17 protein-coding genes and 1 rRNA gene (1 of these 18 only partly in view) are annotated in these 19,646 nt (G+C 31.8%); 17 read left to right on the forward strand and 1 reads right to left on the reverse strand.

The window, feature by feature from the left end; all coding sequences use genetic code 11:
* The 16 genes from rrf to K4L44_12705 all read left to right on the forward strand — a co-directional run.
* Nucleotides 1-29 (forward strand): 5S ribosomal RNA (gene rrf / locus K4L44_12630) (it extends 82 nt beyond the left edge of the window).
* 1,510 nt (nt 30-1,539) lie between these two features.
* Complete coding sequence (locus K4L44_12635) at nt 1,540-2,754, forward strand: ISL3 family transposase (protein QZE13421.1); 1,215 nt, start codon at nt 1,540-1,542, stop codon at nt 2,752-2,754.
* A 76-nt stretch (nt 2,755-2,830) separates the two neighbouring features.
* Entirely contained in the window at nt 2,831-4,270 is a 1,440-nt protein-coding gene (locus tag K4L44_12640) for a nucleotide sugar dehydrogenase (GenBank protein ID QZE13422.1), read from the forward strand.
* Nucleotides 4,271-4,338: 68 nt separating this feature from the next.
* Nucleotides 4,339-5,427, forward strand: coding sequence for a hypothetical protein (locus K4L44_12645; GenBank protein QZE13423.1), 1,089 nt, complete (start codon nt 4,339-4,341; stop codon nt 5,425-5,427).
* An 81-nt stretch (nt 5,428-5,508) separates the two neighbouring features.
* Nucleotides 5,509-6,612 (forward strand): glycosyltransferase, encoded by a 1,104-nt coding sequence (locus tag K4L44_12650; GenBank protein ID QZE13424.1) that lies wholly within the window; start codon nt 5,509-5,511, stop codon nt 6,610-6,612.
* A complete protein-coding gene (locus K4L44_12655; protein QZE13425.1) occupies nt 6,609-7,652 on the forward strand; it encodes a glycosyltransferase in 1,044 nt (347 codons plus the stop codon). Before K4L44_12650 ends, K4L44_12655 begins: the two co-directional genes overlap by 4 nt.
* Before the next feature lie 91 nt (nt 7,653-7,743).
* On the forward strand, nt 7,744-8,862 hold the full coding sequence (locus K4L44_12660; protein QZE13426.1) for a hypothetical protein: 1,119 nt from the start codon (nt 7,744-7,746) through the stop codon (nt 8,860-8,862).
* A 149-nt stretch (nt 8,863-9,011) separates the two neighbouring features.
* Nucleotides 9,012-10,256: an oligosaccharide flippase family protein gene (locus K4L44_12665; protein QZE13427.1), complete on the forward strand. Its 1,245-nt coding sequence runs from the start codon at nt 9,012-9,014 to the stop codon at nt 10,254-10,256.
* Nucleotides 10,257-10,295: 39 nt separating this feature from the next.
* A complete protein-coding gene (locus K4L44_12670) occupies nt 10,296-11,141 on the forward strand; it encodes a hypothetical protein (GenBank protein QZE13428.1) in 846 nt (281 codons plus the stop codon).
* Between the two features lie 256 nt (nt 11,142-11,397).
* Nucleotides 11,398-12,516, forward strand: a complete 1,119-nt coding sequence (locus K4L44_12675; protein QZE13429.1) for an ISAs1 family transposase — start codon at nt 11,398-11,400, stop codon at nt 12,514-12,516.
* Nucleotides 12,517-12,667: 151 nt separating this feature from the next.
* On the forward strand, nt 12,668-12,946 hold the full coding sequence (locus K4L44_12680) for a transposase (GenBank protein ID QZE13430.1): 279 nt from the start codon (nt 12,668-12,670) through the stop codon (nt 12,944-12,946).
* 190 nt (nt 12,947-13,136) lie between these two features.
* Nucleotides 13,137-13,229, forward strand: a complete 93-nt coding sequence (locus K4L44_12685) for a transposase (protein ID QZE13431.1) — start codon at nt 13,137-13,139, stop codon at nt 13,227-13,229.
* 188 nt (nt 13,230-13,417) lie between these two features.
* Nucleotides 13,418-14,491, forward strand: coding sequence for a glycosyltransferase family 4 protein (locus K4L44_12690; protein QZE13432.1), 1,074 nt, complete (start codon nt 13,418-13,420; stop codon nt 14,489-14,491).
* Nucleotides 14,488-15,249 (forward strand): glycosyltransferase, encoded by a 762-nt coding sequence (locus tag K4L44_12695; GenBank protein QZE13433.1) that lies wholly within the window; start codon nt 14,488-14,490, stop codon nt 15,247-15,249. The genes K4L44_12690 and K4L44_12695 overlap by 4 nt, the downstream gene beginning before the upstream one ends.
* Complete coding sequence (gene gmd / locus K4L44_12700; GenBank protein QZE13434.1) at nt 15,234-16,394, forward strand: GDP-mannose 4,6-dehydratase; 1,161 nt, start codon at nt 15,234-15,236, stop codon at nt 16,392-16,394. Before K4L44_12695 ends, gmd begins: the two co-directional genes overlap by 16 nt.
* An 11-nt stretch (nt 16,395-16,405) precedes the next feature.
* On the forward strand, nt 16,406-17,491 hold the full coding sequence (locus tag K4L44_12705) for a GDP-L-fucose synthase (GenBank protein QZE13435.1): 1,086 nt from the start codon (nt 16,406-16,408) through the stop codon (nt 17,489-17,491).
* Nucleotides 17,492-17,594: 103 nt separating this feature from the next.
* On the opposite strand, the gene K4L44_12710 is transcribed toward K4L44_12705, so the two are convergent.
* A complete protein-coding gene (locus tag K4L44_12710; GenBank protein QZE13436.1) occupies nt 17,595-18,359 on the reverse strand; it encodes a DUF2807 domain-containing protein in 765 nt (254 codons plus the stop codon).
* 166 nt (nt 18,360-18,525) lie between these two features.
* On the opposite strand from K4L44_12710, the gene meaB reads away from it, so the two are divergent.
* Nucleotides 18,526-19,632: a methylmalonyl Co-A mutase-associated GTPase MeaB gene (gene meaB / locus K4L44_12715; protein QZE13437.1), complete on the forward strand. Its 1,107-nt coding sequence runs from the start codon at nt 18,526-18,528 to the stop codon at nt 19,630-19,632.
* Nucleotides 19,633-19,646 lie beyond the last annotated feature (14 nt).

The following is a 19,646-nucleotide window of genomic DNA, read 5'->3' on the forward strand; positions in this document are numbered from 1 at the left end:
AGATGTGGGAGAGTAGGTCGCCGCCCTTTTAATAAAAGCTAATTCTTATAAAGAGTTAGCTTTTTTTGTGTCTATACTTTTCTGAAATATAACTATGCTATCGTTTTAGAAATAAAGAGATGTATCTTCTAATATTGGCAAGAGGAACCTCTTCCCGAATTTATTGCCCTTTGGGAACAGAGAAGTTAAGCCCTATCTCGCCAATGGTAATATAGAGATGGGCGATAGTAGGTCGCCGCCCTTTTAATAAAAGCTGATTCTTATAAAGAGTTAGCTTTTTTTGTGTCTATACTTTTCTGAAATATAACTATGCTATCGTTTTAGAAATAAAGAGATGTATCTTCTAATATTGGCAAGAGGAACCTCTTCCCGAATTTATTGCCCTTTGGGAACAGAGAAGTTAAGCCCTATCTCGCCAATGGTAATATAGAGATGGGCGATAGTAGGTCGCCGCCCTTTTAATAAAAGCTGATTCTTATAAAGAGTTAGCTTTTTTTGTGTCTATACTTTTCTGAAATATAACTATGCTATCGTTTTAGAAATAAAGAGATGTATCTTCTAATATTGGCAAGAGGAACCTCTTCCCGAATTTATTGCCCTTTGGGAACAGAGAAGTTAAGCCCTAAGGTGCTGAGGTTATTGCAGAGATGGGTGATAGTAGGTCGCCGCCCTTTTAATAAAAGGGGCTTCTTTAAAGTGTTAGCTTTTTTGTGTCTATACTTTTCTGAAATATAACTATGCTATCGTTTTAGAAATAAAGAGATGTATCTTCTAATATTGGCAAGAGGAACCTCTTCCCGAATTTATTGCCCTTTGGGAACAGAGAAGTTAAGCCCTATGGTGCTGAGGTTATTGCAGAGATGGGCGATAGTAGGTCGCCGCCCTTTTAATAAAAGGGGCTTCTTTAAAGAGTTAGCTTTTTTTGTGTCTATACTTTTCTGAAATATAACTATGCTATCGTTTTAGAAATAAAGAGATGTATCTTCTAATATTGGCAAGAGGAACCTCTTCCCGAATTTATTGCCCTTTGGGAACAGAGAAGTTAAGCCCTATGGTGCTGAGGTTATTGCAGAGATGGGCGATAGTAGGTCGCCGCCCTTTTAATAAAAGGGGCTTCTTTTAAAGAGTCAGCTTTTTTGTGTCTATACTTTTCAGAGGGAAATTTTATTCCTTTTGATGTCTATATCTTATGAGAATAGAACTAGTTTTTATATACATTACAATTGATTCTAATTTCTCTTGTCAAGATTTCTTCTGTAGACTTTCTATCCTATTATACTCTCTTCTATATTATCGTTCTTTCTCTAAAAGATCGATTGAAACACTTTTTTATAGGAAGAGAGTCAATTCTTTTAAAGTCAGTCATAATTTTTGTTATAATTTTACGTTTAGAGTAATGTTAATAAGTTATTTATGTGACTTAAGTGGCGAAGCTGTGTTTGAATGTTCTTACATTGGTTCTTCCATGAATTGCGTATATGAACAAAAAGACTGGTAAACATATTCTATAGTTATTTCTTATATAAAACGCTATAGACTATGAATACCAGTAGTATATATCATTGTTTAGGATTACAAGACCAGCAATTGTTATCCACATCCTATGTTGGAGATACCATCCAACTTAAAGTTAAAACAAAAAAAGACAAACTACGTTGTAGTCGCTATAAAAGAATGCATGTTATTTGTTGTGGAGTTGTTGAACGTAGTTTCAAGGGGCCAATGATAGGCAAAAAGAAGTGCGTTATTATCATAGATGTTCAACGCCTTTATTGCAAGAAATGCAAGATCGTACGTCAGGAACATTTAAGGTTTGCAAAAGAGCAGAAGTCCTATATTCGATCTTTAGAGAAGATGGTTTTACTTCTCTCTTCTCATATGACGATTCAATCAATCAGTCGACTTTTAGATCTTAACTGGAATATTGTAAAAGATATCATTAAGTCTCACTTAAAATCAAAATATCATTCTCCTGGGCTAAAGGGGGTGAAACATATTGCTATCGATGAATTCGCAGTGAGGAAGGGACATGTATACATGACTTGTGTATATGACTTAGATAAAGGAGTCGTTTTGCATGTAGGAAAAGGTAAAGGTTCCGAATCATTGGTTCCATTTTGGAAACGAATAAAGATCAATAAAGTCCAAAGAGAATCTGTTGCTATTGATATGTCAGCTGCCTATATCCTTTCAGTAAAGACCAATGCACCTAAAGCTACTATGGTATTTGACCATTTCCATATAATAAAGAAACTAAATGAGACTATAAGTAAAATTAGAAGAGATCTTTACAACAAAGAGAAGGATAAGGTTATCAAGAAAAGTTTAAAAGGAAGTCGTTGGCTATTGTTAAAGAACCCAGAGAATCTCAACCTTCAGAAAGGGGAAGACTCAAGACTTGAAAAAGTATTAGAAACGAATACCACCTTGTTTTACGCATATTATTTGAAAGAAGAATTAAGGGAATTATGGAATCAAGATAATATTAGAGACGCTTCAAAATTACTTAAACAATGGATAGAAGAGGCAAATGAGACTGAAATACCACGGCTTAAGAAAATGGTAGAACTATTGACCAAACACAAAACAGGAATTTTAAATTGGTATAAGTGCAATATCTCCACGGGGCCTTTAGAAGGAATAAATAACAAGATTAAAACCTTAAAAAGACAAGCATATGGCTATCGTGACTTAGATTTTTTTATGTTAAAAATAAAAGCAATGCATCAAGATATATACGCAAAATGTGGATGAACCAATATTAATTGGTTAATACTTTGAATTAAATTATTGGATCTGTACCTTTATTTAATATGAAATGATAAAAGTGATGAGTAAAAAAAAGTTATATATTGCCTGCATTGGAGCAGGTTACGTTGGAGGTCCAACCATGTCTGTTATTGCTAAGCATTGTCCAGAGATTGATGTGGAAGTGGTTGACGTTAACAAAGATAGAATTAATGCTTGGAATGATTCCAATTTAGATAACTTACCTGTGTATGAACCTGGATTAAAAGAGGTGATACAAAAAGCAAGAGGACGTAACTTATTCTTTACTACTGATGTAAAAGGAGCAATTGAGCGTGCTGATATCATATTTATTTCTGTAAATACTCCGACGAAGGTGTATGGTGAAGGTAAAGGAATGGCAGCCGATCTTAAGTATGTTGAACTTTGTACACGTCAAATCGCTAAGTACTCTAATGGTGATAAGATTGTTGTTGAAAAATCGACTTTGCCAGTTCGTACTGCAGAAAGTATCAGACGAATCTTAGAAGCTGAAGATAGTAAACACAGTTTTACTGTATTATCTAATCCTGAATTTCTTGCTGAAGGGACAGCAATAGATGATTTAGAGAATGCTGACCGTGTTTTAATAGGATCTGATGAAACACCTTTTGGATTAAGTGCTTTAGAAAAAATCTCTTCTATCTATGAGCATTGGTTACCGAAAGAGCGGGTACTAAAAACGAATGTATGGTCTTCTGAATTATCTAAACTTACAGCCAATGCCATGTTGGCTCAAAGGGTGAGCTCTATTAATGCAATATCTGCTTTATGCGAACAAACTGGTGCTGATGTCGCAGAAATCTCACATGCTATTGGGATGGATAGTCGTATAGGATCTAAATTCCTAAATGCGTCTGTTGGTTTTGGTGGTTCATGCTTTCAAAAGGATATTTTGAATTTAACATACTTGTGCCGTTATTTTAATTTACCTGAAGTTGCTGAGTATTGGGAACAGGTAGTTAAGATGAACGATTATCAAAAGAATCGCTTTGCAAACAATATTATTAAGACCTTATTTAACACTGTATCTGGAAAGAAAATAAGTTTTCTTGGTTGGGCTTTTAAGAAGGACACTAATGATACCCGTGAATCTGCTGCAATCTACGTTGCAGATAAATTATTGCAAGACAGAGCTGAGATTCATGTATATGATCCAAAAGTGAACTCAGAACAAGTTATACAAGACTTACTGTATCTACAAAAATATCGATTTGTTAATAATCATGATTTTGAATCTCTTCCAGAAGAAGAAGTTCGTGATCTAGTCAAAGTCTATAATGATCCTTATAGTGCTTTAAAAGATGCTCATGCCATAGCTATTTTAACAGAGTGGGATGAATTTAAATCATATAATTGGCAAGAGATATATGACAATATGCATAAACCTGCTTTCGTCTTTGATGGTCGAAATATTTTAACCAGAACAATGATGTCTAAAATAGGATTCAAATATCAAGGAATTGGTAGTGCAGAATTATAATAATTATTCTCATTGTCTATTTTCCTCCTTTCGATAAAATGAGTCTGTATATTTATTAATATATATTTATGGGATACAACAAAGAAAATACTCAACAAAATAGTACTGAAATTGAGTTAATCCCTTTACTAAAGCATGTGTGGAGTCAACGTATCATTGTAGTGATCGTTTCAGGTATTTTTATTTTTATAGGGTTTTTAATAGCAATAAAATCCAAGGATGTTTATAAAACAAGAACTGTTTTTATAACACAGGAGTCGAAAACAAATACAAGAGGGTTTTCAGGTCTTGCTGCTATGGCTGGGGTCAACTTTTCTTCTCAGAATCAAATGACTATTGTACCTATCGTTTTGTATCCTGTTGTCGTTTCTAGTGTCCCATTCCAGAAAGAATTAATGTATAGTAAGTTATTTCTTGAGGGGGATTCAGTTACATTAATAGAATATCGGAATCGGTTAGAAATGACTAAGAATTCTTTTTTTAGTAAACGGATATTAGGCTTTCCTAAAAAATATATGGGATTCGTTAGTGATGATGTGGGGCTTGATAAGGTTTCTGATTTTAAATCAGGTAGTTATTCTAAAGATGAATTTATTACAATGAAATGGTTGAACGAACGAGTTCATCTCATTATTGATGAGGATACTGAATGCATTACGATTGAGACTAACTTTAATTCAGCAGAAGTTACTGCTAAGATTGCCAATATTTATCTACATCTTCTTCAAAAAAAAATTATTGAGTTCAGAACTAAGAAATCTTTTTTTGATTTGGAAGAGATTGAAACTAGATATTTGTCAAAGAAGAAAGAAACAGAAATGCTTCAGCTAAAATTAGCCACGTACCAAGATAATAATATGCATGTTTCAACTGTATTGGGTAATATTAAGTTTGATCGATTGAACTCTGAGTATATTCTAAGTCAAACTATTTATGCTGAACTTGCTAAACAATATGAACATGCAAAGCTTCAGCTTAAAAAAGATACTCCTGTTTTTGTCGTATTAAAACCTGCTTCTGTTCCTCTTTATAGGAGTGACCCTAACAGAGTTAATATTTGTATTATAAGCCTGTTCCTTGGTTTAATATCAGGATGTTTGATTGTAATAATGAAATTAGTTTTTAAAAACATAGTCAATAAGTGGATAATTTCATAAACTTAAATAATAGTTTAACCTTTATTTTAAAAAGCTCGATATATTTAATCGTAGAATTTGTTCTATTTTTTGAGGATATGTATGAATAATTCAAGTGTTAAAGTAAGTTCATCTATTGATATAAAATTCCTTATTGTAGGAGACTTTGCTTATGATATATATGAAGAAAGTCTTCGTAAATCTTTTCATGGTATTGTTAATGAAATTTATTCATTTCCCCTTGGACCTTATTATGATTACATTACACATCCATCTATCAACAGGTTTAAGTTTACAATAGAGAATGTTTTGAAGTTTTGTCAAATTAAGTTTAGATATGGAAGATTAATTAAAAAAATTAATGATGATTTAGTTGACTTCATCTCAGAGAATCAGGTGGATATCGTTTTTTTATATAGACCTATATTGATAAAAGGTGAGACATTAAGAAGAATCAAAAGGACTTTACCTAACATTAAAATTATTACATACAACAATGATTGTGCATTTTCAAATAAATATCCGTGGTATTTTTGGAGATTGTATCATCAATGTTGTCGTGAATCTTCCTTAAACTTGGCCTATAGATATTTAGATCTTAAGTTTCTTCAGCAACTTTCAATAGATTCATCTCTTTTTTTACCCTCATTTTCTGATCACATATATCCCATTATTGATATTCAAGATAATTATAAGTCAGATGTGGTTTTTATAGGTCATTTTGAAGATGATGGACGAGATTATTATTTAGTAGAACTGTTACGTAAAGGATATAACCTACGTATATTTGGCACAAAATGGAGTGATTCAAAATATTATAAGGAAATATGTAGTTATCTAGGGTATAAAATAATTCCTGTGTACAAAAATGAGTATAATCTGTATCTTAATGGGGCAAAGATTGCTTTAGTGTTTTTATCTAAATTAAACAACGATAGATACACTAGGAGAAACTTTGAAATACCCATGACTAATACATTGATGTTATCTGTTTTCAGTAAAGAGTTAGCCTGTGAATTATTTAAAGAGGGACAACATATAGTGTTTTTTAATGATCTTCAGAGTCTCATGTCTAAGATTGATTTTTATTTAGAGCATGAAGATGAACGAAATAAGATCGTTTCGGATTCTTATTATTGGACATGTAATAACCATTCGATGAATTCAAGAGTTAATTCTTTAATGAAGAAAATCAAAAGTTTATGAGACGATCTATCTTATATCTTTATGCAGAGTTAGCAAATTATCAATATTCAACTTTTATAGAATTAGTGAAAAATTCTTATAGAATTGATGTGGTTTTTTGGGATACTTGTAAAGAGACTCCTTATGAAATGCCTGACATTTTAGACGTTAATTTTTTTCCAAAGAGTAGAATTACAATCTCCGAGATTATTTGTATGGCAAATGACAATCATTATGATATTGTTTATATGTCTGGTTGGATTGACAAAGATTATATTAAAATATGCAAATATCTTAAGAATATTGGCCTAAAAGTTATTGTGGGTTCAGATACACCATGGTATGGGAGTTTTAGGCAATATGTGGCATGTATAATTGCTAATTTCTACCATAAGAAGTTTTGTAGCTATATGTGGGTTGCAGGAGTACGACAGTTTGAATATGCTAGAAGATTAGGTTTTAGAAATGATCAAATTATAATGGATTGCTTATCAGCAAATTCAACGGTATACTCAAATCTGTATAAATATAGAACTACTCTTACGTCTTATGATCGAACATTTTTTTATGTAGGCAGAAATGCGGAGGTTAAGAATGTGAATTTATTGTTGGATGCTTATAAGATATATTCAAATAGAAATGAAAAACCATGGAAATTACAACTAATTGGTGGTGATTTCAATATAAATGCTTACCATGAATTTGATATAGATGTTATTCCTTTTGTTGATTCTGAGGAATTGATTGAGTTAGTAAAAAATAATGGATGTTTTGTACTTCCAAGTATTAAAGAGCCTTGGGGGGTTGTTGTACATGAATTTGCAATTTCTGGATATCCTATTTTGATAAGTAAAAACGTTGGAAGTCGAAGCTCTTTTGTGATAAATGGATATAATGGGTTTGATTTTGATCCGAAGGATGTTAATTCATTGGTGATGCAAATGAATAGAATAACTAATCTTGATTCAGTTGAATTAAATGTGATGGCAAAACGTAGTCATGAGTTGGGAAATAAGATTTCAACTGTTTCTTCTGTAGCTAATTTATTATCTGTTATTTAAAGTGTATATATATATTCTTGTATTATTATTCTCATTCTTATATATTGTAAGAGTACGAAATTTTGCCCCCTTATTTGTAATGGCAATCTTTATGTTTACATATGTTGTTAATAGTCTTCCTCTTTTTTATAGTAATATTCCAGGTGGTGCAAGAGTTCAATATCAATCTATCGATCTCTATTCAGAAGTTTATTTTTCGTATTTATTGTTTATTATACCGTTGTATTTCTTTACTCCTAGAATAAAACAACGTTTCTTTTTACGAAGTCATATACCTCAATACAAATCTAATACAATATATACTATTTGTGTTTTTATGCTTTTCTTTTTTCTTTTTTTTGGGATTTCAGGAGAGTCGATAATATCATCCGGAGGATATGGAAGAGGAGAGGTCACTTCTTTGGGTGGATTCTCTGAGTATTATGTGGTTTTTACAATTCTTGGAATTATATATAGTGGTGGAAAGAAGATTAAAAAAGGATTAATTGTTTTTCTTACATTCATAATCGTTCTAAAATTTATGCTGTATGGTGGACGCATTGCTTTAGTTCAGATGTTTCTACTCTTTTTTTTACTTTTTTTTGATACTAATTCACGGCATTTTAGTCTGAAAACAATTATTGCAATTATATTATTATCATTCTATATCTTGTTAGTATTAGCATGTTTAAGAACACGGTTTATATATTATATCAAGAATGGCAGTGTCTTAAAATTATTATATGCCCCATTTGAGAATGATTTTATGAAGACTTTATCCTTTGCATTTGGCAATCAGAATGATATTGTATATGCTTCGTCTGTTTTTACACAATATGCTGAAAAAATTGGCTTATTTGCTAGAACAAAATTATTCTTCTATAATTGTATGGCTCTGTTTTTGCCGTATTCATTACTTCCTAAGGATGCTAATATCGTATTTTCGATACAAAAAACCTTTGCAAATACAGGGGGAGGTACCCTTATCTCAACATATTACTACTTATTCTTAGGGAACTTCGGTTCAATTTTAATCGGTTCAATCATTGGATTGGTAATTCGAAGATTTTATAGAGTACCTAAGCAATCGTTGCTTTTTGTATTAATTTTTATGCTTTTTTTATATCCTCGTTGGTTTGGGTATAACCAAATTGCATTATTTAAGATGACAATATTTTGCTATCTATTTCATTTAATAGTTAAGAAAATTATTAAATATCTGAGAATATAATAATACTGAATAATTTAAATAAATCTTTAGTATTATATACGTTAAATAATAATTTAACTGGTTTAGACTAAAGATCATAGTGTTATTCCTTACATCTTTTTTGCTATTTGATGTTTATTTGTAATTAACTAGTGAAATGTATTTAAATAATGAACAAGATTAATCTATTAAATTCAGATATAAAAAAGATTTTCAAAAATTTTTCGGTCATTGGAACAGCTCATGTTTTAAACATGTTGATTCCATTAATAGTTTACCCGATCTTGATTAGACGCCTAGGTGCAAATCTATATGGGCAAGTTGTACTTGTTTTAAGTGTTGTGCAATATTTTTCTTTGATTATTAATTTTGGTTTAAATACGATAGGTATTAAAGATATTTCAAAGTGTGAAAGTGATGATGAGTTGGGGGATGTATTCTGTACTATCTATTTCATACGATTTTTATTACTGATTTTATGTGCAATTATATATTTTACAATAGGTTTCATTTTTATCAATGATTTCAGAACAACACCTCTATATTTTTATTCTTTTGGTATATTGCTGTATGATTCGTTTATTCCTTTATGGTTCTTTCAAGGAGTTGAGAGAGTGAAAGTAATGTCTATTTTAATATTGATAACTCGCCTTCTAGGTGCGGGACTTGTTATTTGTTTTGTACAGACAAAGGTGGACCATTATTTAATTCCCGTTTGTTATTTCATAGGTCATATTGTTGCAATTGTTATAGGTTTATTTATAGTTAATAAAGACTATAATTTCAAACCTAGTGTACCATCATTACAAAAATCATTGTATACGATTAAGGCTGGAGCTCCTCTTTTTTTATCTCAATTTTCTTTATTATTAAGGGACAGGGGTATTGTTATCTTATCTGGGATATTCTTTTCTAATACAATTGTTGCATATTATGATTTATCTTCAAAAATTGTGAATATATATTTAAATTTTTATAATCAATTACCTATTGTAGCTTTACCTCGGGTTATCAAGAGTAAGAAATCAGTATTGTTATTCAAACAGTTAATACTCTTGACAATTATTATTGGAAGTATTGGGATATTTGGTTGTCTTATCATCGGAGATAAAGTTGTCTTATTTCTGGGATCTAATAAAATGTATTCAAGTATATTTTTGTTGAAAATTATCAGCCCTCTATTAATTATCACTCCGTTAAATACTCTACTAAACTATTACTTCATTTCTATTGGAGCACAAAAACGGGTCTTGTATTATACATTTTTTTCAGCCGTACTATTTCTTATTCTTAGTTGTTCTTTATTATTATTTAAAGATATTAAAGTGTCAATATTTATTTTGATCCTTGTTGGCGTGATTGAACTGTTCTTTAAATCTAAAGAGTTTAGAAGTTCAGCAAATGAAAGTAGGTAGTTTTGATTGTAAATCTTTATACAATTATTTATGCATATCATGAGAAGAAAAATGTTAAAAATATTTCCAGATTCCATATATCTGACTATCCAATATTTATATCTTAATGGGGCATTCCTTAATTTATTAAGGCCACAAACTTTTAATGAAAAACTTAATTGGTTAAAAATAAATGATAGAACAAGGCTTCACACTATTTGTGCGGATAAAGTATTGGTTAAAGAATTTGTATCTGAAAAAATAGGAGAACAGTATGTAATACCAACTTATCATGTAATTGATAAATGTTCAGATCTTACGATTGAAAAATTGTCAACAAAACCGTGTATGGTTAAAGCAAATCATGACAGTGGAACTACATTTTGTGTAGACCAATTCAATCTATCTGAGAATTACTTTAATCACATTAAGTTAACTTTAGAATCTGCAATGTCCCAAAATTATTATTGGGCAGGCCGGGAATGGCAATATAAGGATATTAAACCAAAGATATTAATTGAAGAATTACTTGAATCTTCAGATCAAGAATTCTTATTAGATTATAAGGTATTTGTTTTTAATGGTGTTGCAAAGTTCATTCAAGTAGATACAGACAAACCTGAATTTCATAAAATAAACCTTTATGATCGGAATTGGGAATTTGTCCCAGTTCAAATTGTTTATCCTAATGACATGAAATTGATTGAAAGACCTGTTTTACTTGATAAGATGTTAGAATTATCTGAAGTTCTAGCTCAACCCTTTAAGTTTGTTCGTATTGATTGGTACATTTCTGATAACAGGCTATTTGTTGGAGAGATGACTTTTCATCCATCCTCTGGTATGGTTCCATTTAAACCAAAGTCAATGAATAGACTGTTTGGAGATTGTTTGGATATCCAGTAGGAGTATGAGCAGTATTAGTCTGTAATATATACTAACTATTCAGTGGTTTACTTGAGAGCATATTGTTTATGGCATTATTATTACCATTGTTTAGTAATATGCCAATACATAAGGTATCCAATCTTAAAGGAGGATGATAAATTATGGACTTTATTGACTAAGTATATCGAGAAGCAGGGCTTGTTCATGAATTATTTAAATGAGAAAAGGTCGACTATTCATATTATATTTGGATTTGTAAAAACAGATATAAATTATGGATAACGACCTTTCAAGTGCCGAAATTAGAAGATTTTATGAGAAATTACAAGTCAAATTGGTAGATAATAGGAGTCATGTAGGACTTAAGCACGAATTGGCTTTTGTTATCACTCTTTTTATTATCTCAATTCTGACAAGTTATGGTCATCTAAGTATGAATAAAATTCATCGCAATATGGTTCGTCATTACGAGAAACTATGTATCTGTTTGCATAAAGATATCGACAGTTGTATAAGTCGAGTTCAGTTAACAAGAATCCTATCTGAATTTGATTATGATTCCTTTTTGACAATTTGTGATGAAGTATACTCTTCTACAGAATGGATATCTATTGATGGGAAGGAACTTCGAGGAAGTATAGATTCTAAAAGCAATAAAAAGAGAGGGTTAAGTATTGTTTATTCTATTGGTCATAACACAAATATACAGCAGTTATTAGGCTTTTATGATGGAACAAAAGAGAGTGAAAAGAACATTGTTTATGATCATATTCTTGAGTTGCCAGAGAAGGCAAAGGTAACACTAGATGCAATGCATAATTCAGAAAATCTGTTGTCTAATATTCACCAAAATAGTCGATTCTATTTAACTCAAATAAAGTCCAATCAGCAGAAATTAAAGGATGACTTAGTACATACATCCAATCATATAAAAGTAGATGATGTGATGACAGAAATAGACAAGTCACATGGAAGAATAGACTCTAGGAGGTACGAAATATACCCAATAAATACAGAAATGTTAGATCCTAGATGGTGTAATAGTGGCATATGTAATATGATTAAAGTGACAAGAGAGAGTTATAATGTAAAGAGAGATAAAAGGAGTACAGAAACACGATATTATATCACAAATTATAATGGGAAAATTGATGAAATTGCTGGAGCTATTAGAGGTCATTGGAAAATAGAAATAATGAATCGTATTCGTGATGTTAATTTTGGAGAAGACAAATTAAAGTCTTTAGATCATGGATTGCAAAAATCGATATCCTCTATTATGTTATTTATATGCAGTAAGTTAATGGAAATAAATAGTTACAACAACTTAAATATTTTAAGAGAAGAACTTGTGCACAATACTGATAAAATACACGATGTCTTCGCTGCTTAAATTTCATGAACAAGCCCTGTATCGAGAAGTCTAGATCTACAGAGTTTTATAATGATTTTGAGATTGTAGGTATTGATGAGATTCCATGAGAAAAAGCAGATAACTATGTGACGCTATTTGTTGATTAAAAGAAATGTAAACGGTACATGTCTTGAAAAATAAAGGATCAGATACTATTGCATCATTTTATGAGGTTATTCCTTATAAGACAGAAGAGAATAAATATATTGACTCAGATCCAATAAAACAAGTCAGTTGTGATATGTCACTGTCCTTTATTAATAGGGTTCAAAAACATCTGCCTAACGTATCGATCACATTTGATGAATACCATATTATAAAACTTATAAATGAAGCTGTAGATCGTGTCAGATGGTTTGAATATAAAGAAGAAAAGTGTTTAAAAGGACTCCGTTATTTGTATTTTTAGGAATAAAGAGAATTATATAACAAAGCAAGAGGAGTCTTTTAATGATCTGATGATTTCTTATCGTAAATTAAAAAGTTTTTGAATTTTACGCATAAGAGAAAGTTCCCAAGATATCTATTCTTATGCTAATATCTTAGACGAGTTTGAATGCCTGCTGAAATAATGGTATTATTGGGCAACACATTCAAGATTGAACCCTATTAAGAATGTAGCAAGAACAATAAAAAATCATTGGAATAGAATTGTTAAGTGGATGGATACTAAAATTATCAATGGTATTTAGAAAGCCTTATTTAGAAAGCCTTATTTAGATTGTTCAATCTGTAAAAAGAAGAGCACACTAGTCCAGAAATATAGAGTATCTTATTACAATGATATACATGACTACAGATTAGTTCGATTTTAGAAAAATCAACGAACATTATAAATTTAAGATAGTTCATCAATAGATTAAGAGTTGTTTTGTATTATATGAAAAAGAATACGATTTTATTAATGGGGCCATTACCTCTACCTATAACAGGTCAGTCTCTTGCATTTAGTGTTGTTTGTGATTCTTTGTCAGGTATATATGTCGTAAATACGACAATGTATTCTAGTAAAATTATTTCCATGATATATGTTCTTTTTTCAATTGTTTTGGGTTTTTTAACGAAGAGATTTACATGTGTCTATTTTACCTGTTCTAGAAGCAAATTTGGTGGGATCAGAGACCTTCTATTATTGTTATGTTCTAGATTATGGAAAGTCCCTGTTGTAAACCATTTACATGGATTTGATTTCTATCAATACTCACAGTCTTTAAGCAAGATCCATAGAAAACTATTCATCTATGCTTATGCTTGGGTTGATACTTCTATCGTTTTGCATGAAGATATGATAAGTGAGTTCAAAGATTTTCCTAAGATGGATATTACCATTGTCGAGAATTGTTACGACCCAAGCTTAGAAATTTCACCATTAACTAGTGTTGGTATAAGAATGAAATTGTTGTATTTGAGTAATATTATGCAATCGAAAGGAATTTTTATCCTACTTGATGCGATTGAAAAGATGAAAGACTTGAAGAATGATTTTGAATTAAATATTGCAGGAGAGTTTCTTGATGACTATTTAATGTCATCTGAGGAAGTAAAAGTTAAATTCGAGAATAAAGTTAAGTTGTTGAATGATAATGGCTTTAGAGTAGTATATAAAGGGGTGGTATTTCAGAGTAAGAAGATTGAATTATTATCAGATTCAGACATTTTCATTCTACCAACTTTTCATAGAACAGAAGCATTTCCGATATCGATTATAGAAGCAATGAGAGCAGGGTGTGGAATTATTTCTACAAACCACAATTTAATACCTTCGATTATTAAAGATACAAATGGAATTTTGGTTGAACCAAAATCAATAAATTCTTTAAGTAGAGGGATTATTCAATTGGTAAAAGATCAATTGAAAGTAGAGAAATTGAAATTCAATAATGTTTTAGAGGCTAAGAATAAATATTCTCCGTTAAGATATATCAAAGAAGTTAATGATATTATTATTAGATGAAAGTATCCATAATTACAGCAACATATAATAGTTCTAGTAAAGTAAAAGATGCAATCCAGTCAGTGAATGATCAAACATATCAAGATATTGAGCATGTATTTATTGATGGAGGTTCTTCAGATAATACTTTAGAGCTTATTAATTCTATTTCAACACGGAAGAGAACAATATTATCCGAACCAGATAATGGAATCTATGATGCATTGAATAAGGGGATTTTGATGAGTAGTGGTGATCTTATAGGCTTTGTACACTCAGATGATTTTCTTGCACATCCAGATACGATAAGTCGAATTGTTCATACTATTAGAAAAAGTGATTATGATGGAGTTTATGGTGATTTGGAGTATATAGATTCGTCAAATAGTTCAAAGAGCATTCGGGTGTGGCGAAGTTGTTGCTTTTCTCCACGATTACTTAATCGAGGATGGATGCCTGCACATCCAACTTTCTTTATTAAAAAGTCTGTTTATGATCAAATGGGGTTGTTTGATATTGGGTATCGTATTTCAGGTGATTATGACTTTATGGTTAGAATTCTCACTTCAAATAGGTATCAGTTTGGATATTTATCTGAAGTCATATCTAAAATGAGAGTAGGAGGAATTTCAAATAGAAGCTTGAAGAGTATTATTCGAAAATCGAAGGAGGATTACTCTATAATGAAACAGAATCGTTTCCGTTTTCCATTATTTGTATTGCTAAATAAGAATATATCAAAAATACCACAATATTTTAGAGCATGTCAAAGAAAGTAGCATTTATAACTGGCGTCACTGGGCAAGATGGTGCCTATTTATCAGAATATCTTCTTAAGAAAGGATATATTGTTCATGGTATGAAACGTCGTGTTTCGTTACTGAATACTGATAGAATTGATCATCTATATCAAGATCCTCATGTGGAGAATAGAAACTTTATTCTACACTATGGAGATTTAACTGATTCGATGAATATAACTAAGTTAATTAAGGAAATACAACCTGATGAGATATATAATTTGGCAGCGATGAGTCATGTTAAGGTCTCATTCGATATGCCTGAGTATGTTGCAAATGCCGATGGTATTGGTACATTAAGGATTTTAGAAGCTGTGAGACTTCTTGGTCTTGAGAACAAAACTAGGGTTTATCAAGCATCTACTTCTGAGCTTTATGGATTGGTTCAAGAGGTTCCACAAAAAGAGACTACACCTTTTTATCCAAGATCTCCATATGCGGTTGCCAAAATGTATGCTTATTGGATTACTGTAAACTACAGAGAGGCTTACGGTATTCATGCTTCTAATGGGATCTTATTTAACCATGAATCGCCTCTTAGAGGTGAAACCTTTGTTACGAGGAAAGTGACAAGAGCTCTTAGCCGAATTATTCTAGGGTTGCAGGATATGGTCTATTTGGGTAACCTATCCTCTAAACGCGACTGGGGACATGCAAAAGATTATGTAAGAGCGATGCATGCAATTCTTCAACAAGAAAAAGGGGATGATTATGTTATTGCAACAGGGATTACTACAACTATCAGAGACTTCATTAAAAAGGCTGCTAAAGATGTTGGTCTAGAGATTTTGTTTCAAGGGGAAGGAGTAGAAGAGAAAGGATATTTGAATCATGTAGATCAAGATATATTTGTTGAGAAAGTGGGAGAGGAATATCTTGAACAGATTCTTTTACGTACTAAAGAGAAGTCTATTATTGTTGGTGTGGATGTATCGTATTTCAGACCAACAGAAGTCGATATGTTGATTGGAGACCCTTCAAAATGTAAGAAACACCTAGATTGGGAACCCGAATATGATTTAGATGGATTGATTAAGGAGATGATGGCTAGTGATATTAAACTGTTTAAGAAAGATAATTATCTTAAAGAGGGTGGTTTTACTACAATGAATTATTATGAGTAATTGAAAAATCGATGAATAAAGATAGTAAGATATATGTAGCGGGTCATAATGGCCTGGTTGGTTCTGCTATATGTCAGAGCCTAAAAAAACAGGGATATACAAATTTGATTAGTCGGTCACACTCTGAATTAGATCTTATTGATCAATGTGCAGTGGACGAATTTTTTCAAAAAGAGAAGCCTGAATATGTCTTTTTAGCTGCTGCTGTCGTTGGTGGTATTGTTGCAAATGCAACTTATAGAGCGGACTTCATCTATGGAAATATGATGATCCAAAACAATGTGATTCACTCTAGTTATCTTCATGGAGTGAAGAAACTTTTATTTCTTGGTAGTACTTGTATTTACCCTAAGTTCGCCCCCCAGCCAATGGTTGAGAGTGCCCTACTAACATCTGAGCTTGAGTATACCAATGAGCCATATGCGATTGCTAAAATTGCAGGAATAAAGATGTGTGAAAGCTACAATCTTCAATATGGGACCAATTTTATAAGTGTGATGCCTACCAACTTGTATGGACCTAATGATAATTTTGATTTAGAGAAGAGTCATGTTTTACCCGCATTGGTCCGTAAAATTCATTTGGGAAGATGTTTAGATGAAGAGAATTGGGATGCTATTCGCGAAGATTTATTACGTAATCCAATCGAAGGAGTAGATCATACTTCCGATGAAAATTGCATTAACACGATCCTAGATAAATATGGTGTAAGAAAAGGGGGCAATGGCAAAACAGAAGTTGAGATTTGGGGATCAGGAACCCCACTAAGAGAATTCTTATGGAGTGAAGAGATGGCAGATGCTTGTGTTTATGTGATGAAACATGTTGATTTTAAAGATGTAGCAAAAGATTCTCCTGTATTAAATACACATATAAATATTGGAACGGGAAAAGAGATACGAATTAAAGATTTGGCAAATTTAATTAAAAATATTGTTGGATTTGATGGGGATCTTTTCTTTAACACAGCAAAGCCTGATGGAACAATAAGGAAATTAACCGATACTTCGAAGCTTGATAGACTAGGTTGGAGTTACAAAATTGGCATACAAGAGGGAGTTGAGAAGATCTATCATTGGTATTCACAAATGCAGTAGAAAGCTCTAACTCTTTTGATCTTATCTTAATAATAAAGGTCTCAATATAAAATTATTGAGACCTTTTTTTATATGTATAGAGAAAACATATTTTAGAATGACTTTATCCTTTGGTGATTATACCATTCCCATTTATATTTTCTTTTACTTCTGCTCCTCCATAATATTTCACTTTGCCATAGCCATCAATAGTGATGTCAAGAAGCTTGTTTGCATAGACGATAGCTTTAGAAGCATTTTTTTGATTCACGATCACGGTATCTGCCTTTACTCCTGGCATATTTACTGTCCCATTTCCAATTTGGTTAATGTGAACATAATTAGCTGTTCCTTGCAAAGATATTTCTCGAGAATTATCTGAATGTATGAAGATAGAGTCAGATGTGATTTTAGGGATTGCTATTTCGCCAACATTCGTAGTGGAGATATGAATATTTTTTGCCATAAATGGGCTCTTCCCAATGACTCTTCCACCTTCAATTTTAAAAGTGATGTCGTTATTTTTCGTATCCCAAGGACTAATAACTAATTGACTTTTACTTAGAGTTGTAATATTCGAAACATTCGGAATTGTAATATAGACAACAGGTGTTATGTTACGGTAATCATCTTGAGGTAGTTTCAAATCCCAAACTCCATCCACAACTTTTTTGTTTGTTAAATCAATGATATTCTGTTCAGATGTAATAGCCACTGAGCTTATATCGCCTTGTTTTAACTCTACTTTATATGGCCAGTGAATAATGATTTGATCAAATTCATCGATCTCAACTTTTTGCGCTTCAACTACTGGTCCTTTCCCTTCTGTATACTCCGTGGCACATGAGCATAGGGTGATTAATGCTAGAAATAGAAATATTTTGTTCATCCTTTAAGATTTTTTTGTTGTGCCGCTACATTTAAGAATATATGATAAAAGTAATGCAAGTTTTGTAAAGTCCAATTTAGAAAGTATTAATAGTACAAATAAACATTTCAGATATTGATTTTTGCTAAATTTGTGTACAGAATTTTATCGTTTAAAGTAATATCCTATGAGTAGCAAAAAGAATGGTCATCCAGAGAATGATCCCCAATATAAAGGTTTGGCTGTTAATAGTGGTGTCGCACAGCCAGAGATTGTGAACCAAAGTGCTGTTGAGCGTTTTTTAAAAAAACGTCGTTCTTTACTCTCTGTAGATGAGTATGTTCAAGGTATATTAGATCAAAATATTACGATTTTAAGTAAGGCTGTAACCTTAATAGAGAGCAGTAATCCAAAACATCAAAAGATTGCACAAGAGGTAATTAAGAGATGTTTGCCTTATTCTGGGAAGTCGATACGTATCGGTATTACTGGGGTTCCTGGTGCTGGAAAAAGTACTTTTATCGAAGCATTAGGAAAACATGTAACAGATAAAGGACATAAACTAGCTGTTTTAGCTATTGATCCATCGAGTGAACGTACCAAGGGAAGTATTTTAGGTGATAAGACTCGTATGGAAGATTTGTCATCTGATCCCAATGCTTATATTCGTCCTAGTCCCTCTGCTGGTTCTTTAGGAGGGGTGGCTAGAAAAACAAGAGAGACTATTATTCTAGTGGAAGCGGCAGGTTTTGATACGATATTTATTGAAACTGTAGGAGTTGGTCAATCTGAGACTGCAGTACACTCTATGGTTGACTTCTTTTTACTGATACAGATTGCAGGAGCTGGTGATGAACTACAAGGAATCAAAAGAGGTATTATGGAGATGGCTGATGCCATTGCGATAAATAAAGCAGAGGGAGATAACGAACACAAAGCGGGACTAGCGGCAACACAGTATAGAAATGCTTTGCATCTATTTCCTAAACCAAAGTCTGGTTGGCTGCCTAAAGTTTTGACTTGTTCTGCTCTTTATAAGTTGCGAATTGAAGAGGTTTGGGAAACGATGCTTGATTACCTATCATTTACTCAGGATAATAAGTATTTTGACCATAGACGCTCTGAGCAAGATAAATATTGGATGTATGAGACTATAAATGAGAGACTGAAAAATGATTTTTATCATAATCCTGAGATAAAAGCAATACTAAGTAAGTATGAGCAAAACGTGGAGATGGATAAAATATCTTCTTTTGGCGCAGCGAAAGAGTTACTAGATATATACCATAAATAAATTTGCTATTTTAT

The organism is Prolixibacteraceae bacterium (assembly GCA_019720755.1).
In the GTDB taxonomy this organism is placed as follows: domain Bacteria; phylum Bacteroidota; class Bacteroidia; order Bacteroidales; family Prolixibacteraceae; genus Halosquirtibacter; species Halosquirtibacter laminarini.

Bases quoted from the DNA above. Each gene is read 5' to 3' on its own strand.
- meaB (QZE13437.1), top strand. From the start codon at position 18,526: ATGAGTAGCAAAAAGAATGGTCATCCAGAGAATGATCCCCAATATAAA.
- K4L44_12690 (QZE13432.1), top strand. From the start codon at position 13,418: ATGAAAAAGAATACGATTTTATTAATGGGGCCATTACCTCTACCTATA.
- K4L44_12645 (QZE13423.1), top strand. From the start codon at position 4,339: ATGGGATACAACAAAGAAAATACTCAACAAAATAGTACTGAAATTGAG.
- K4L44_12665 (QZE13427.1), top strand. From the start codon at position 9,012: ATGAACAAGATTAATCTATTAAATTCAGATATAAAAAAGATTTTCAAA.
- K4L44_12675 (QZE13429.1), top strand. From the start codon at position 11,398: ATGGATAACGACCTTTCAAGTGCCGAAATTAGAAGATTTTATGAGAAA.
- K4L44_12650 (QZE13424.1), top strand. From the start codon at position 5,509: ATGAATAATTCAAGTGTTAAAGTAAGTTCATCTATTGATATAAAATTC.
- gmd (QZE13434.1), top strand. From the start codon at position 15,234: ATGTCAAAGAAAGTAGCATTTATAACTGGCGTCACTGGGCAAGATGGT.
- K4L44_12705 (QZE13435.1), top strand. From the start codon at position 16,406: ATGAATAAAGATAGTAAGATATATGTAGCGGGTCATAATGGCCTGGTT.
- K4L44_12635 (QZE13421.1), top strand. From the start codon at position 1,540: ATGAATACCAGTAGTATATATCATTGTTTAGGATTACAAGACCAGCAA.
- K4L44_12710 (QZE13436.1), bottom strand. From the start codon at position 18,359: ATGAACAAAATATTTCTATTTCTAGCATTAATCACCCTATGCTCATGT.
- K4L44_12660 (QZE13426.1), top strand. From the start codon at position 7,744: ATGTTTACATATGTTGTTAATAGTCTTCCTCTTTTTTATAGTAATATT.
- K4L44_12695 (QZE13433.1), top strand. From the start codon at position 14,488: ATGAAAGTATCCATAATTACAGCAACATATAATAGTTCTAGTAAAGTA.
- K4L44_12670 (QZE13428.1), top strand. From the start codon at position 10,296: ATGAGAAGAAAAATGTTAAAAATATTTCCAGATTCCATATATCTGACT.
- K4L44_12640 (QZE13422.1), top strand. From the start codon at position 2,831: ATGAGTAAAAAAAAGTTATATATTGCCTGCATTGGAGCAGGTTACGTT.
- K4L44_12655 (QZE13425.1), top strand. From the start codon at position 6,609: ATGAGACGATCTATCTTATATCTTTATGCAGAGTTAGCAAATTATCAA.